This window comes from Clostridium sp. LXY-7, assembly GCF_056172015.1.
The window spans coordinates 1,248,066-1,264,337 of the sequence record NZ_JBLLJL010000001.1 but is presented as its reverse complement, the minus strand read 5'-3'; the positions used below and the strand labels follow the sequence as shown (position 1 = coordinate 1,264,337).

15 protein-coding genes are annotated in these 16,272 nt (G+C 30.3%); 1 reads left to right on the top strand and 14 read right to left on the bottom strand.

Annotation, left to right across the window (positions count from 1 at the left end; genetic code table 11):
• Positions 1–40: 40 nt before the first annotated feature.
• From ACI48Q_RS06015 to ACI48Q_RS05990, 6 genes are all read right to left on the bottom strand, one after another.
• Complete coding sequence (locus tag ACI48Q_RS06015) at positions 41–838, bottom strand: Nif3-like dinuclear metal center hexameric protein (protein WP_474918136.1); 798 nt, start codon at positions 836–838, stop codon at positions 41–43.
• Positions 829–1,518: a tRNA (adenine(22)-N(1))-methyltransferase gene (locus ACI48Q_RS06010; RefSeq protein WP_474918135.1), complete on the bottom strand. Its 690-nt coding sequence runs from the start codon at positions 1,516–1,518 to the stop codon at positions 829–831. The genes ACI48Q_RS06015 and ACI48Q_RS06010 overlap by 10 nt, the downstream gene beginning before the upstream one ends.
• An 18-nt stretch (positions 1,519–1,536) precedes the next feature.
• On the bottom strand, positions 1,537–2,424 hold the full coding sequence (locus ACI48Q_RS06005; protein ID WP_474918134.1) for a PH domain-containing protein: 888 nt from the start codon (positions 2,422–2,424) through the stop codon (positions 1,537–1,539).
• Between the two features lie 183 nt (positions 2,425–2,607).
• The gene (gene rpoD / locus ACI48Q_RS06000; protein ID WP_474918133.1) at positions 2,608–3,669 is read right to left on the bottom strand and encodes an RNA polymerase sigma factor RpoD; all 1,062 of its coding nucleotides are present in this window, start codon (positions 3,667–3,669) and stop codon (positions 2,608–2,610) included.
• Between the two features lie 22 nt (positions 3,670–3,691).
• On the bottom strand, positions 3,692–5,458 hold the full coding sequence (dnaG, locus tag ACI48Q_RS05995; protein ID WP_474918132.1) for a DNA primase: 1,767 nt from the start codon (positions 5,456–5,458) through the stop codon (positions 3,692–3,694).
• A 184-nt stretch (positions 5,459–5,642) separates the two neighbouring features.
• Positions 5,643–5,978 (bottom strand): hypothetical protein, encoded by a 336-nt coding sequence (locus ACI48Q_RS05990; RefSeq protein ID WP_474918131.1) that lies wholly within the window; start codon positions 5,976–5,978, stop codon positions 5,643–5,645.
• A gap of 194 nt (positions 5,979–6,172) precedes the next feature.
• On the opposite strand from ACI48Q_RS05990, the gene ACI48Q_RS05985 reads away from it, so the two are divergent.
• Positions 6,173–7,237 carry a CotS family spore coat protein gene (locus ACI48Q_RS05985; protein ID WP_474918130.1) on the top strand — a complete coding sequence of 355 codons (1,065 nt, stop codon included), beginning with the start codon at positions 6,173–6,175 and terminating at the stop codon, positions 7,235–7,237.
• Between the two features lie 213 nt (positions 7,238–7,450).
• Here ACI48Q_RS05985 and ACI48Q_RS05980 read toward each other — a convergent pair whose 3' ends face one another.
• The 8 genes from ACI48Q_RS05980 to recO form a co-directional block, all read right to left on the bottom strand.
• The gene (locus tag ACI48Q_RS05980; RefSeq protein WP_474918129.1) at positions 7,451–9,091 is read right to left on the bottom strand and encodes a flotillin family protein; all 1,641 of its coding nucleotides are present in this window, start codon (positions 9,089–9,091) and stop codon (positions 7,451–7,453) included.
• 26 nt (positions 9,092–9,117) lie between these two features.
• Positions 9,118–9,699 (bottom strand): hypothetical protein, encoded by a 582-nt coding sequence (locus ACI48Q_RS05975; RefSeq protein WP_474918128.1) that lies wholly within the window; start codon positions 9,697–9,699, stop codon positions 9,118–9,120.
• Between the two features lie 27 nt (positions 9,700–9,726).
• Entirely contained in the window at positions 9,727–9,900 is a 174-nt protein-coding gene (locus ACI48Q_RS05970; protein ID WP_474918127.1) for a hypothetical protein, read from the bottom strand.
• Between the two features lie 547 nt (positions 9,901–10,447).
• Entirely contained in the window at positions 10,448–10,798 is a 351-nt protein-coding gene (locus ACI48Q_RS05965; RefSeq protein ID WP_474918126.1) for a DUF2200 domain-containing protein, read from the bottom strand.
• 478 nt (positions 10,799–11,276) lie between these two features.
• Positions 11,277–13,916, bottom strand: coding sequence for a pyruvate, phosphate dikinase (gene ppdK / locus ACI48Q_RS05960; RefSeq protein ID WP_474918125.1), 2,640 nt, complete (start codon positions 13,914–13,916; stop codon positions 11,277–11,279).
• Positions 13,917–13,980: 64 nt separating this feature from the next.
• Positions 13,981–14,613 carry a transcriptional regulator CcpN gene (gene ccpN, locus ACI48Q_RS05955; protein ID WP_474918341.1) on the bottom strand — a complete coding sequence of 211 codons (633 nt, stop codon included), beginning with the start codon at positions 14,611–14,613 and terminating at the stop codon, positions 13,981–13,983.
• Between the two features lie 340 nt (positions 14,614–14,953).
• The gene (locus tag ACI48Q_RS05950) at positions 14,954–15,490 is read right to left on the bottom strand and encodes a DUF4342 domain-containing protein (protein WP_474918124.1); all 537 of its coding nucleotides are present in this window, start codon (positions 15,488–15,490) and stop codon (positions 14,954–14,956) included.
• A 23-nt stretch (positions 15,491–15,513) separates the two neighbouring features.
• Positions 15,514–16,263, bottom strand: a complete 750-nt coding sequence (gene recO, locus ACI48Q_RS05945; protein ID WP_474918123.1) for a DNA repair protein RecO — start codon at positions 16,261–16,263, stop codon at positions 15,514–15,516.
• Between the last annotated feature and the right edge of the window lie 9 nt (positions 16,264–16,272).

Genomic DNA, 16,272 nt, shown 5'->3' with positions numbered 1-16,272 from the left:
AATCATATTATATTAATTTAAACTACATATGATTATTTCTTTAAATAAATTTATATGGATCTTTAATATTTTCAGAAATTATTAGCTCTACATCATTTTTATTTAGTAGCTTTTTTAACTTAAGAGATAAATAAACTAGTACTGGCCACTCAGAATTAAAATGTCCTATGTCTAATATACTTAATCCCATTTCAGTATAGTCTGAAACAAAATGATAAGTTGTATCTCCTGTAATTACAAGATCAGCGCCTAATTCAATAGCTCTTTCAAAATAATCTTCTCCGCTTCCATTTATAATGGCTATCTTCTTAATTTTTTTATGTAACTCACCAGTATATCTAGTTTTGGCGATATTTAATTGATCCTTAACCACCTCTATTATATACTTTAAACTCTTTTCTTCTTCTAACTTTACAATCCTACCTATGCCTGTATTTTCACCTAACGAATTTATCTCCATAATTTCTCCATGTCCAAAACCTAGAATAGAAACTATAGTATCATTAAATCCATTTTCTACAGCATCCCAATTTGTATGTGAAGAATAGAGATTAATATCACTTTTTATTAGTTCTATAATTTTTCTTCCCTGTAGCGTATCTGTAGTTATAGATGATGGCTTTTTAAAAATCAATGGGTGATGTGTTAATATCATATCTACCCCTAATTTTTTCCCTTCGTCTATTACTTCTAAAGTACAATCAAGAGCTACCAACACTTTTGATACCATAGCCTCTTTGTCACCAACCATAAGTCCCACATTATCATAACTTTCTTTTAACTGTGTCGGTGCTATCTTTTCCATTATGTTTATAATATCAGTTACCTTTAAAGACATTTTAAAAACTCCTTAAACTTTTGGATTTTATCTTGTAGTTCTTCTTTTCTTCTCTTTGCACCTTCCGTTTCATCTGTTAATTTTTCATAAACTCCAATATACTTATCAAGTTTATATTCTAAATACTCCCTGAATAGAGGATTTTTCTTAGCCAATAATACTTTACTTACTTCATAATAAATAGGGTCCTCTTGCTTTTTATCATTTCCGTATTTTACTTTAATTATCTCATAGTATTTGTCTTCGTCTTTTATAATTTCTTCATCTAAAATTATATATCCGCTTTTATAAATATATTCTCTTAACACCTCTGGATTTTGTACTGGCTGCACCACTACATATTTAAGTTCTTTAAATACTTCTTTACTATCTTCTATAATATCTCTTATTAGGTTTCCACCCATACCAGCTATTACCGCAGCTTCTACTTCTCTAGGATGTATGGTTGTAAGCCCTCCGCCCAGCCTACAGATAATTTTGTCCTGTAAATCATAATTATTAATATTATTAATAGCTCTTTCTACTGGCCCCTTATTTATATCACTAGCTATAGCACTCTTTACATTTTTATATTTTATAAGGTATATTGGAACATATCCATGATCTGTGCCTACATCCACTATACTCTTCACTTCTGTTACTAAATCACATATGTGTTTTAATCTATTACTTATTATCATGCCTTCACCTATCTTAATTTATAATGCTAAACTTATAATTCTAAATTGTAAAATTAATAAAAATAAAGATATAATTAAAGCTCCATAGATATATCTATGTGCAGTCTTCTTATCATATCTAGCTGAAAAATGGGATGCGTAATACATACAAAATAGAATTGCCATATTACAAATTCCATATGTCATCTGCGCAAATACGAATTGTTTATCAGTTCCTACTTCTGTTGCCCTTAACGAACTATCAAATGCTAGCGGCATTACATCAGGTAATTTATCAAATAAATATAATACAATAGGATTGAAAGTTATTACTAATGTTATTACACTTGCTATAATAAGAGGAATGATAAATTGTTTATCTTTATATAACCTATTAGTTTTGTTAAATTTCTTTTCCCATGGCCTATTAATTACACATTTTTCCTTTAAAAATTCCTCAAACTTCACTTTAGAAATAGGGGATACCCCATAATTCATATCTTCTGTTTTTAGATATATAACACTAGAACTATTTGTTACAAACATCCTTGTTGTTCCTAAATTTTTAATGGCTATACGCCCCAATGCAAATTTATTAGATGCTATTCCAGATAACCTAATGCCCTTTATCTTTCCTGTCTGTATGGTATAACACTGAACATCATTCAAATTTATTCTAATCTTCTTTAATCCGCCTATGGCTTTTATAATTATTTCATTATCATGAATTTCATATTTTAATGTAAACCAAAGTAAAATGTTATATATATTAAAAATATTATATATTATTAATATTGTTCTTATAAGATTTAATACTAAATATGAATCTCCAATATAGATTACAAATATTCCAATTATATTTAGAAGCAAAGTAGTTATAATAGTTGGTACTATTTCTAATTTATGCTTCGATTTAAATATTCTCATGCATCCACCACCTTACGGAAATTATATCATAATTATTTATACATATAAACTTAAAATGAATAAATTCACATTTTAGAAACTTCATATAATTATCCATTATATTATATTTATATTCCATACTTACAAAAAATTCAACCTTTATCTTTTCAAAGAATTAAAAAGAACACCTAAACTTAAGGTGTTCTAATCTAAATAGTCCTTTAATTTTTTACTTCTACTAGGATGCCTTAACTTTCTTAAGGCCTTTGCTTCTATCTGCCTTATTCTTTCCCTGGTAACATTAAATTCTTTACCTACTTCTTCTAAGGTTCTAGCTCTACCATCATCAAGCCCAAATCTTAATCTTAATACCTTTTCTTCTCTTGGAGTTAATGTGCGTAATTGACTTATTAGTTGTTCTTTCAGCATAGTAAATGCTGCTGCCTCTGCTGGAGCTGGTGCATCATCATCTGGAATAAAGTCACCCAAATGGCTATCTTCCTCTTCACCTATTGGAGTCTCTAAAGAAACCGGCTCTTGAGCTATTTTCATTATTTCTCTAACTTTATCTACAGTCATATCCATATATTTTGCAATCTCTTCTGGTAATGGTTCTCTTCCAAGTTCTTGAAGTAATTGTCTTGATACTCTAATCAATTTATTTATAGTCTCTACCATATGCACTGGTATCCTTATAGTTCTAGCTTGATCTGCAATAGCCCTAGTTATTGCCTGTCTAATCCACCATGTAGCATAGGTACTAAATTTAAATCCTTTTCTATAATCAAACTTTTCTACTGCCTTTATAAGTCCTAGATTACCTTCTTGTATTAAGTCTAGGAACAACATTCCTCTTCCTACATATCTTTTAGCTATACTAACAACTAATCTAAGGTTTGCTTCTGCAAGTTTTTTCTTTGCATATTCATCCCCTTCCTCAATTCTTTCAGCTAAAATTATCTCCTCATCAGACGATAATAGTGGAACCTTTCCTATCTCCTTTAAATACATTCTAACCGGATCATCTATAGCTATTCCCTCTGGTATAGAGATATCAAATTCCTCTTCTTCCTCTTCTTCTTGAATTTCTCCAACAATGTCTATATCCATAGAATCAAGAACTTCATATACCTTCTCTATTTGTTCTGGTGTTAACTCTATATGTTCTATTTCATCCATTATCTCTTTATAAGTTAATGAACCTTTCTTTTTTCCTTTTTCTATAAGTTTCTTAATTATTACCATCTTAGCATTTTTATCCTTCATCACATTACCTCCTTTCTCATGTTTATATAATTGATATTTCCTTTTGTATTTCCATTAATTCTTTAGCTAATCTCAAAGATTTTTCTATTAAACCTTTTGATTCACACAGCTTTATTTCCTTCATAATCTCTTTTTTCGTCTCCTCTAACCTATATTTTTTCAGCTCTTTAATACAGTCTTTTATCATTTTTTCTATGTTACTCTCTTCTATATTAAGATTTAGTTCTTGTAATTTAATCCAATCTTTAGTGTATTCACTATTTCGTAATATTTCATTCTCTATATTTTTAAATTTATTCTCTATAGAACTACCTTCATCATTACTTATGATATCATAAATAAACTTATAACCCTCTGTTATAAAATCCTCAGGTTTTATTAATTTATTTACCTTTTCTAAGAGAGTTTCCTTAAAACACAATTTTAACAGAGTTCTCTCTGCCTTAATATAGGCAGGCTCTAAATATAATTTTTGCCTAAATTCCTCATTTATATTAACATTTCTTTCATTTTTTATATTTTTCTTTGTTTTTTCATTAGTTGCCTCTAATATTGCTTCTTCACTAATACCTGTTTTTTGTGAAACTTGTTTTATATAGACTGCTTTTTCAATGGTATCTAGGGATGATAAAATTTCTGATACTTCCTTAGTATACCTTATTATCATTTCTTTGCTTGAAAAATTTATTCCCACCTCTGCCTTTTTTAATCTATAATCTATAAGCGGTAATGCATTATCCACCAACTTTAAAAATTCTTCTCTTCCCCTATCTCTTATGTACTCATCTGGATCCTTTCCCTTGGGAATTTGAAGAACTCTAATGTCAAACCCATGTTTTTTTAATATTTCTAATCCTCTCATTGTAGCATTCTGACCGGCCAAATCTGCATCAAATGAAATAATCACCTTATCAAAATACCTTTTTAATAACTTACTTTGTTTTTCTGTAAGTGCTGTACCTAAAGTAGCCACTACATTAGTCACTCCTTGTTGAAACAAAGAAATAACATCCATGTAACCTTCTACCATTATCACATACTTATGCTGATTATTCTTTATAGCTATGTTTAATCCATAAAGATGTATGCCCTTTTTAAACAATACAGTTTCTGGTGAATTTAAATACTTTGGCTTAGAGTCATCTAAAACTCTTCCTCCAAATCCTATTACTCTACCGTTAACATCAAATACTGGAAATATAATTCTATTTCTAAATCTATCATATATATTTCCCTTTTCATTTTTTACCGTAAGTCCTAGCGCTAGTATCTCATTTTCACTAAATCCTCTATTTTTTAAATAGTTTTGTACTCCATGCCAATTATCTAATGCATATCCAAGACCGAATTTCGTAATTATCCTATCATTAATACCTCTATTTTTTAAATAGCTATATGGATTATTATTCTTTTTTAAATTAGCATAAAAATAACGAGCTGCAGTTACATTAATATCATACATTCTATTATATTTTGCTTTGGTTTCCTTATTCCCAGAATCATCCTCTATCTCTACACCTATCTTTTCAGCAAGAATTTTAATGGCATCAGGAAAAGCTAAATTTCTTGTTTTCATTATAAAACTTATGGCATTTCCCGCTTCCCCACATCCAAAACATTTATAGATTTGCTTATCAGGTGATACCGTAAATGATGGAGTTTTCTCATTATGAAAAGGGCATCTCCCAATATAGTTTCTTCCTGCTTTCCTTAAAGGAGTCACTTCCGAAACGATATCCACTATGTCACTTTCTTCTTTTATTTTCTGAATGATATCTTCTGAAAACACTTAATACTACCACCTAACTATAAAGTACATACCTTAGATACTTTCGACAAAAAATCTTATTTTCCTTCTTAAAAGTTGAACTTTTTATATATATTACTAGTGTTTGCTATTATATTATTCTTTATGGGATGAATTTTTCCTTCATTAAAATAATTATTTTAATAATAATTTTTCATACACTATATTATTTAGGAATATATATATCCTTAAATACTTGTATACAGTACTCATCACTCATTCCAGAAATATAGTCTGCAACCCCTTGTTCCAATCCTTCAGTTCTTGTAATATTTCTATAAAACCCAGGAAGTCCATCAGTATGATTGTAAAAATACTTATAAACATGGCTTATAATAAATTTAGCTTTTTTTCTCTCTTCTTGCAAAAATGAGCCATTATAAACTGTAGAAAATATAAAATTTCTTAATTTTTTAAAGTTGTCTTCTACTTTTCCTGATAAATCTACTTCCATAATTCCTTTTTCTATGTTGTTTAATGTTGTAAATATACAACTTCCCACGAGAGCATCTATTCTCTCTCCATGATTATACCCTAAAATGTCTAATATATCCTTTGGTATCTCTTCTTCTTTTTATAATTTATTTTATGATTTTGATATATTTTAACATAGAGATACATACCTATGTAATATGGAGCTTTTATTAATATCATTATATTCCCCAATATTTTGCACTATTAAAGGAGGTATATAGCATGTCCAATATGGTTATAGAGCAAAATGCTAATTCTCTACTAACTGAATCCAATATAAAAAAACATGTACTTCCTCATTATGGACTTATAGATTGTGAAGTTCAGGAAGTTAAATTTAAAGATTCAACAAAACATAGAGCAGTTTATAAAATTTCCTCCACAGGTAATGATTACTGTTTAAAAAAAGTTTATTATAATACTAAAGAATTACTATTTATATATTCTTCCATTGAATGGCTTTATAGACATGATATCCATGTTCCACGTATACTACCTACACTTAGCAATAGTAGATATGTTGAATATAAGGATATGTTATTTATTTTAACGCCTTGGGTTAATGGTTTTAAATGTGACTTTGATCAAATTGAACATGTAAATCTAGCTGGTAAAACCCTGGGGCATATTCATAACTGCTCAAAAAGTTTCATACCCATATTAGGCAGTGAATATAAGACTGGATTCAATGATGTCGATGCCTCTTTTAATAAACACTTTTCTCAAATAATCTCTTTTAGTAAACAGGCTAAAAAATACAATGACAGCTTTTCTAAATTATTTTTAAATAACTTTTTTAGCAGTATAGAACTGGCAAAATTCTCTATAGATATATCTAAAACTATAAATTATAGCAATCTTTCTATTTCTCTATGTCATAGTGACTTTGTAAGTAAAAACTTAATAGTATGTAATCATAATCTACATGTTATTGATTTTGATAAGTGTAAAACTGATTATTGTTCCTTTGACATCTCCTATTGTTTAAGAAGATTAATGAGAAGAGATTCAACCCTTTGGGATTTAGATTTAGCTATTAATTTTATTCAACAATATGAGGGTTATAACTCCCTTACCTTAGATGACTATAAATACATTTTATCCTACCTAGCTTTTCCTCAAAAATATTGGAAAATATCTAGAGACTACTATAATAACATAGATAACTGTAATAAGAAAGCCTTTGTTTCTCTACTCTCTAAATCTATCCCATACAATCATAGCCAATTAAATTTCTCTTATGGTTTTAAGAGCTATATTGAAACTAAATTTGATAATAAAATATAGAAAGCTAGCAGAACATCTGCTAGCTTTCTATATTTTATTATCTAGGATTTTTAATCTGTGCTTGAGCTACAGCTATCATAAAAGACCACCAACTATTTTTTACTATTATGAATACCTGACAAATCAGTTATGTTAAATTTATTTTTTTGAGGTAATTTGTATAATGTATCATTATCACTACAACCTACTGCATTAATATTTTATTTCTTATTTCTATTCTTCACTATCATCTTTCATATCTTTTATTGCATTATTATATTTTTCTAAAGCTTCATTGGTGCTTTTAGGTAATCCTTGAATATCAATTTTGATCTCTTTATCAGTTTTAGCTTTAATTGTATTTGATTTCATGACATCAGTTAAATCAAATCCTATAGTTTCTTTAACTGCTTCAGTAACTGCTTTAAGTGCTCCAACTGTATAACCCGTTACATTAGATACTCCGTCTGAACCTTCTCCAGAACCACCTATAATAGTAATATTTCCAATTCTTGATAATGGCTCTGCAACAGCTTTTGCAATCTCTGGTAATTTTTCAATAACCATCTGTAATTTACCTGCTTCATCCATTTTAGCAAGCGCTTCAGCTTTCTTTTCAAGAGCTTCTGCTTCTGCTAACCCTTTAGCTCTTATAGCATCTGCATCTGATAAACCTCTTGACTCTATAACCTTAGCTTCCGCCTCTCCCTCTAATCTCAATTTCTCAGCTCCTGCTTCAGCTCTCTTTACCTGTTCAAATTTATTAGCTTCTGCCTCTAATTCTCTTCTTTTTCTTTCTGCTTCAGCAGGTTTAACAACTGTTTCTAATAACTCTGCTTCTTTTCTTTCTGCTTTTTTCTGTGCTAGTTCTATCTTTCTTTGTTCTGCTACTATTTCTACCTGTACTTCTGCTTCAGTTATTTCCTTATTACGTTGCTTTTCAAGCAAAACTGCGTCCATTTCAGTATTTTTAACTTCTTTAGAAGTAATGTTTGATTGTATTTTGTAAGCTGCGTCTGCTACTGCTTTTTGAGTTTCTTGCTCTCTCTTATACGCTAAAATCTTTAATTCCTTGTTCTTTTCTGATTCTGCTATCTGAGTTTCAGCTTCCAACTCTGCTTGCTTACCTATTTTACGTGCTTCTGCTGTTTTTATTTGCTTTTCTTTAAGTGCTTCAGCTGTTCTTATTTCTCTTTCCTTAATAGCTTCAGCTGTTTTTATTTGCTTTTCCTTATCTGCTTCAGCCTCAGCTATTGCCGCTGTTGCTTTTACCTTAGCTATTTGCTCTTTTCCTAATGCCTCTATATACCCTTCGTCATCGGTGATATCATTTATAGTAAATGACTTTAACTCTAACCCCATATCACCTAACTCAGTTCCAGCTACCTGCTGTACTTTAGCAGCAAAACTTTCTCTATCATTGTATATATCTTCAACACTCATTGATGATACAATTTCACGAAGTTTACCTTTACATACCTCAGATGCTTGTGTTCTTATAGTGCTAACTGTTTCAGCTTCTTTGGTACTATTAAACTGTTGTACAGCCGCTAGTATGCTGGTTTCATCATTCTTAACCTTGATTACAACTATTCCTTCAGCATTAATCGTAACCCCTAAAGCTGTCTTTGTTTGCCTAATCTCCACTGGAAACATAATATTTTCCAAAGTAATTGTATCCATTCTCTGTACTACTGGTATTACAACTGTTCCACCACCAGTTACTACTTTAGGTTTCCCAAAACCTACAATTACTGCCGCCTTATCTGAAGGCACTTTTTTCCATGTACTCAATATTCCAACAAGGACTAGTATTAATCCAATTACTATAAGTCCAACTGTTCCAGATACTGAACCAAAAATAACGTCTGCCATTGATATAACCCCCATTTATTTAATTTTTATTGCTTACCTTTCGGTAATATAACGTAACAAATTTTTTTCTCACTATCAAAATCTGATATTATTACTTCTTGTCCTTGGTTTATAACATATTCACCTTCAACACCTGCATAAGCACTTAATGTTGCTCTATAAGTTATAATAGCTCCTGTACTATCTGTTAATGATATAACGCCATCACTAAGAGGTGTTATTCTCAATACTACAATACCTACCATACCTATTAAGTCACTGGATTTTAATGCTAGGGGATTATTTGATTTTAATTTACGTACTATAAACTTATATACAGATGTATATGCTATTATTGAAGCTATTAAAGATACTCCTAGTAATGCTACTACTGTTATAGTATTAGTCATAAACTTCATTAAAAATAATCCACATGAACTAAATACTATTAATGAAAAAGAAAAGCACATTACATTAAACGGAATAAATCCATCAAAATCTATATCAATATCAAAATCTAAATTAATTATTGAAGTAGTTGTGCCTAAGAAGATGTCTAATAAAGGAATTATAAAACCTATGAATAAACATATATCTAATATCCTTTTTAATATATCCATGTTCATCAAATATTACCACCTCCTATTTGATTTATATTATATTCTATTCATAGGAATGCTTTTGTAGATAAATATAAAATTTAATCCAATAGTTGGTTCCTCAAATATTGATTCTAGTATATCATCCCAATTATTGTATGTAAAGTTAGTCATATCAAAAACATCTTTTGTATTCTCTTTTTGATCAAAGATGCTTTTCCTAAATCTCATGTTAATATATCTCCCTTATTCTATAAAGTTATACTTATATTAATTTTATTTGCGTACATTAATTGCTTACGCCCTTATGCTCTAATCTCACTCGCACCACAGAAATGTTCCATAACTATCTCAAAAAGTGCTTCATAATAACTATTTTTCTTTTAAAATTCTGCTACAAAATATAAATTTTTAATAAAAATAAGGTATTGCATTTAAAATCATTAACGAAATTAAGTTGCAATACCCTATACTTTTTATAGTACATATAGTCTTAAATACCCAATGAATAATGCTTTTAAAACTATACTTATACTATTTACTTTATTATTTAGTTAGTCTTGGATTTTTAATCTGTGCTTGAGTGGCGGCTATCTTAAAGGCCCATCTCAACTTTTTACTATTATGGAACACTTTATACTTATGCACTGTACCTTTTCCAAAATATCGGATTACTGGACTCGTTTTCCTGAAGTTTCAAGATTATTGCCGATTCAACAAAAAACACCGATTCTTTTATATTTTATATATGAAATCAGTGTTTCTTCGTTTTTAATTATTATTTCCGCAAAATCTTATCCATCGCTTTTCCCTTTGCTAACTCATCGATCAGCTTATCCAAATAGCGAATTTCCTGCATAGTTGGTTCTTCGATGTCTTCCACTCGGACACCGCAGACCACACCTTTGATCAAAGCCCGCGAAGGATTCAGTTGGGGAGCTTCCGCAAAGAAGGTCTCAAAGTCTGTCTGTTTTTCCAGTTGCGCTTCTAACTCTTCCTGGCTATATCCTGTCAACCAACGGATGATTTCATCGACTTCTGTTTTCGTACGCCCTTTTTTCTCCGCCTTCGTAACATAATGGGGATAGACACTTGCGACACTCATTGTATAGATGTGATGTTTGGTCATGATACATCCTCGCTTATATGGTTTTCTTTATTGTATCACGAAAAATAGTCGGGTTCAAACGAAAATTACCTTTTTTTATTATTCATATTAATAGTTTCTAATCCTTAAGTTTTTATATAAAATAATAACGAGTTCCTTCATATTCACTTCACAGTCTAGTGTGATTAATTAAGAATAGTTATCAAATAAAGTTTCACATGTCATTTCAACATGAATTTTTACGAAGAAAACCGCCGTCACTTATGGTACGATTCACCGTTGTTAATTCTAAATAAATCTAATTATACAATAATATCTTGATTTACTATATTAAGGACACTTCTAAGCAAAATATTAATTAGTAGATTTAATATTTGAATAAAAAACAGGGTATTATCTCTTAAATCACTAAGAAATAATACCCTTGCTTTATTTTATACTAAAGCTCTCAAACCTTTGATATACAAGCCTTTCGAGCTTCACCCATATTTTTTAGATTTTATTTAGTTAGTCTTGGATTTTTAATCTGTGCTTGAGCTGCCGCAAGTCTTGCTACTGGAACTCTAAATGGTGAACATGATACATAGTTTAATCCCACCTCATGGAAGAATTCAACTGATGATGGATCTCCACCATGCTCTCCACATATTCCAAGTTTAATGTCTTCTCTTGCTTTCTTACCTAATTCAGCAGCCATTTTAACTAATTTACCTACCCCTGTTTGATCTAATTTTTGGAATGGATCAAACTCATAAATATTTTTATCATAATAATGTTTTAAGAAGTTTCCAGCGTCATCTCTTGAGAAACCAAAAGTCATTTGAGTTAAATCATTAGTTCCAAAAGAGAAGAATTCAGCTTCTTTGGCTATTTCATCAGCTGTCAAAGTAGCTCTTGGAATCTCAATCATTGTTCCAACCATATATTTTAACTCTATTCCAGCTTCTTTTATTATTTCATCAGCTACTCTTGTAACTATGTCTTTAACAAATTTAAACTCTTTTATTTCTCCTATAAGTGGAATCATGATTTCTGGTACTATGTCATATCCTTTTCTTCTTTTAACATCTATAGCTGCTTCAATTACAGCTCTTGTTTGCATTTCAGCTATTTCCGGATAAGATACTGCAAGTCTACATCCTCTATGTCCCATCATTGGGTTAAACTCATGTAATGACTCTACAGTATCCTTTAATTCTTCAAAGGTTATTCCTAGTTCCGCTGCTAACTCTTTTATTTCTTCATCTTCATGAGGAAGGAACTCATGTAGTGGTGGATCTAAAAATCTAATTGTTGCTGGTCTATCTACTAATTCTTCATATATTCCAATGAAATCTTGCTTTTGAATTGGTAATAGTTTTTCTAGTGCTTTTCTTCTTGCTCCTTCATTTTTAGCTACTATCATTTGTCTTATAGCCATTATTCTATCAGCTTCGAAGAACATATGCTCTGTTCTACAAAGACCTATACCTTCAGCTCCGAATTTAATTGCTTGAGCTGTATCTTTTGGAGTATCTGCGTTAGTTCTAACTTTTAATACTCTTATTTCATCAGCCCATGCCATGAATATTCCAAAATATCCGCTTATTTCTGGTTCCACAGTTTTGATTTGTCCTGCATAAATATTTCCAGTGCCACCATCTATTGAAATATAATCTCCTTCATGATAAACAACTCCACCAACCTCAAAGGTTTTAGCTTCCTCATTTACTTTTAATTCTCCGCATCCAGCTACACAGCAAGTTCCCATTCCTCTTGCAACAACCGCAGCGTGAGAAGTCATACCACCTCTAACTGTCAATATTCCCTCAGATGCTACCATTCCTTCAATATCTTCTGGTGATGTTTCAAGCCTTACTAAAATTACTTTTTCTCCTTTTTCATGAGCAGCTTTTGCTTCTTCAGCAGTGTAATAAACTTTACCACAAGCAGCTCCTGGTGATGCTGGAAGTCCTTTAGCTATAACTTTTGCAGCTTTAAGAGCCACAGTATCAAAGTTTGGATGTAGTAATGTATCTAACTGTTTTGGTTCTACTTTAAGTACAGCTTCTCTCTTACTTAACATTCCTTCTTCTACTAAATCTACAGCTATTTTTAATGCAGCTTGTGCAGTTCTCTTACCATTTCTTGTTTGTAAGAAATAAAGTTTTCCTTCTTCAATAGTAAACTCCATATCTTGCATATCTCTGTAATGGTTTTCTAAGGTATTAACGATATCCATAAACTGTTTATAAACTGTTGGATTTTCTTTCTCTAACTGCTCTATATCTTGTGGTGTTCTAATGCCTGCAACAACATCTTCTCCTTGAGCATTCATTAAATACTCAGCAAATATTTTCTTTTCTCCAGTAGATGGGTTTCTTGAGAATGCAACTCCAGTTCCTGAAGTCTCTCCCTTATTTCCAAATACCATTTCCTGAACATTAACTGCAGTTCCCCAACTTCCTGGAATATCATTCATTCTTCTATAAACAATAGCTCTTGGGTTATTCCAAGATCTAAATACTGCAGTAATAGAAGCTATTAATTGTTCTTTAGGATCACTTGGGAATTCCTCACCCTTAGCTTCTTTATAATAAGCTTTAAACTTAATTACTAATTCCTTTAAATCTTCTGCTGTTAATTCAGTATCTAACTTAACTCCTCTAGCTTCTTTCATTTCATCCATTATATTTTCAAAATTTCTCTTTTCAACTTCCATTACAACGTCAGCAAACATTTGAATAAATCTTCTATAAGAGTCATAAGCAAATCTTGGATTATTAGTTTTGTTAGCCATTACTTCAACTGTATCATCATTTAATCCTAGATTAAGTATAGTATCCATCATACCTGGCATTGAAGCCCTAGCTCCTGATCTTACAGAAACTAGTAATGGATTTTCTAAGCTTCCAAACTGTTTCCCGCTTATTTTTTCTAACTCAGTCATTTTACTATGGATTTCATCGATTATTTCTTGTGCTATTATCTTTCCATCATCATAATATTTATTACAAGCTTCAGTAGTTACAGTAAACCCTTGAGGAACTGGTATTCCTAAGCTTGTCATTTCTGCAAGATTTGCTCCTTTTCCTCCTAAAATATTCTTCATTGTGCCGTTACCTTCAGTAAAAAGGTATACATATTTTTTATTTCCCATGTTACACAACCCCTTAAATATAAAATATATAGTCAAACGAGTAGTAGTTTTATTGTCTTATTTTCTACTCGTCTTCACCCATTTTCACAAAAATACCTGTTATTGTAGTTTTAGAAATTTTACCTACTATTTTATAATTTTCTTTTGACCCTATAATCTCTTTTCTTACCACAGGTAAACAATCTACTTGATGTTCTATTATTTTCTTAGCAGCATCGAAAACCGTATCTTCTTCCCCTATATGAATTATATTAGGCATCCTAGTCATTATTATACCCACTGGCACTCTATGCATATCTGCAGTACCCATTGCCATCTTAATAAAATCTTTTCTTGATGCCGCACCTACGAGATATCCTCCATTTTCAATAAAAAGGGTACCTGCATCATTTAAAAAAAGGTTCAAAATAGCCTCATATACAGTAGTTTCCTCTGTGACCAAAATTGGCTTAGACATTGCATCTTTTACTTTTATCTTCCTTATACGGCTACTAGTATTTTCATTTGAATACTGTTTTCCATATATATATCCAACTTTAGGTCTCGCTTGAAGTATTCCCGTCATAGTAAGTATTGATAAGTCTGGTCTAAGTGCAGACCTAGTTAGTCCTAATTTTTGAGCAATAGCCTCACTGGTTATTGGCTCATTCTCCTTAACTAATTTTATTATTTGTTCTTGTCTTGGTGAAAGTTTAATCTTGATTCGCCACCTTTCACAGTATAATTTAATAAATAGTAATTAATAAATTATGTGTTAGAAATTTTCTACTATATATTTGCTACACTTTTTAGTTACAATATGATATTATAACAACTGCTACCATTTTTCAATAAGTTTCTTAAAGTATACCATAGAAATTGTTATGTTTTTTGAAAAATTCACACTTTTGCTTATAAAACTACAAATTCCACCATTTTTATCTTTTTATTTTATCACTTTACATCTATATATTATAAAAATATAGAATAAAATTACTGTTTAAAATGTAATTGCTCCAATGAAAGTTATACCTACTTTAACTATCATTGGAGCAGTTTTATTTAAATCTCATATTTTCTAATTTATTTTTTATAGCTTTTGTAGTATGGCTTGCCTTTTCCTTTATAACCTCAGTTACCTTACCTGCTTTATCTACAGTGTTCTCTACCGTCGTCTTAACAAACTTATTTACTACTTCTACACTACCATCAGCTTTAATTATATCTATTTCTAAATTAACAACAACTGCAGTAGCTGCACCAATTAATATTAGAATAGGTTGCAATAATAACGCAAAGCCTACTATTATTCCTGCATTTACTGGTATGTTCACTAATATATTATTTTCATTTCTTATAATGATTCTAGTAACATTTCCACTTTTTATTAGTGACTTAATATATTCTATAAATTCATCAATATCTATTCTTTCATTAGAAAACTTTCTTTTTTTCTTTTCTTTTTCTCTCTCACAAAACACTAGCGCTTCAATTATATCTCCATTAGAATTTTCTAGTATCTCCTCAGCTTCTTCATAGGACAAGTTAGCTCTTTCTCTCAACATATCTATCTTTTTCAAGGTTATTTCTTCCATGAAATTCATCTCTCCTCACTATCTTACTGTTTTTCTATATGTGAAAAATAATTAAGCATAGATAAACTCTTAGGTTTTCTATTATAATTATTACTTATAAAATTCTCCAAAACCTTGGCTATTTCATCTTTAGTATTTCTATCTAATGATAATCTTCCTATTTTTTCTATATCTAGTTTATTTAAGAATTTTATTCCATTATAAGCAACTTTAGATATATTTGTACCATAAATCTTTTGACAATTTTCACAAACTCCTCCATAGAATTGAAAAGATATGTAATTGGAAGTATCTAACTTTTTGTCGCAGATACAACATCTATCTAGGTTTATACCATATCCAGTAGCCTTTAATACCTTCATCTCAAAAGATCTAGCTAGGATATCTAAATCTATAGCTTTATTCCTCATAATATAAAAACATTTCACTAGTTCTCTAAATAACTCAAAATTATGCTCTTCTTCTATAGCTATATCTATAAGTTCATTAAAATAAGAACCATAAATCAAAGTATCGTAATCATTCAATATATCCTGAAATGAATCTATGATTTTTGACTCATTTAATGTGTACAAATTTCTCCCTTTATACATCACATATTCGCCAAAGCAAAAAGGAAGAGTAGTAGAAAAGTTCTTATTTTTACTTTTTTTAGCTCCTTTAGCTATAGCAGATATTTTTCCAAACTCCTCAGTAAAAATCCAAACCAATCTATCATTCTCTTTATAATCTTGACTCTTTATTACTACGCCCCTGCTCTTAACTATATTCAATAATTCCAC

Coding starts and splice junctions, on each gene's coding strand:
- ACI48Q_RS06015 (WP_474918136.1), bottom strand. CDS start 838: ATGTCTTTAAAGGTAACTGATATTATAAACATAATGGAAAAGATAGCA.
- ACI48Q_RS06010 (WP_474918135.1), bottom strand. CDS start 1,518: ATGATAATAAGTAATAGATTAAAACACATATGTGATTTAGTAACAGAA.
- ACI48Q_RS06005 (WP_474918134.1), bottom strand. CDS start 2,424: ATGAGAATATTTAAATCGAAGCATAAATTAGAAATAGTACCAACTATT.
- rpoD (WP_474918133.1), bottom strand. CDS start 3,669: ATGAAGGATAAAAATGCTAAGATGGTAATAATTAAGAAACTTATAGAA.
- ACI48Q_RS05985 (WP_474918130.1), top strand. CDS start 6,173: ATGTCCAATATGGTTATAGAGCAAAATGCTAATTCTCTACTAACTGAA.
- ACI48Q_RS05980 (WP_474918129.1), bottom strand. CDS start 9,091: ATGGCAGACGTTATTTTTGGTTCAGTATCTGGAACAGTTGGACTTATA.
- ACI48Q_RS05970 (WP_474918127.1), bottom strand. CDS start 9,900: ATGAGATTTAGGAAAAGCATCTTTGATCAAAAAGAGAATACAAAAGAT.
- ACI48Q_RS05965 (WP_474918126.1), bottom strand. CDS start 10,798: ATGACCAAACATCACATCTATACAATGAGTGTCGCAAGTGTCTATCCC.
- ppdK (WP_474918125.1), bottom strand. CDS start 13,916: ATGGGAAATAAAAAATATGTATACCTTTTTACTGAAGGTAACGGCACA.
- ACI48Q_RS05950 (WP_474918124.1), bottom strand. CDS start 15,490: ATGGAAGAAATAACCTTGAAAAAGATAGATATGTTGAGAGAAAGAGCT.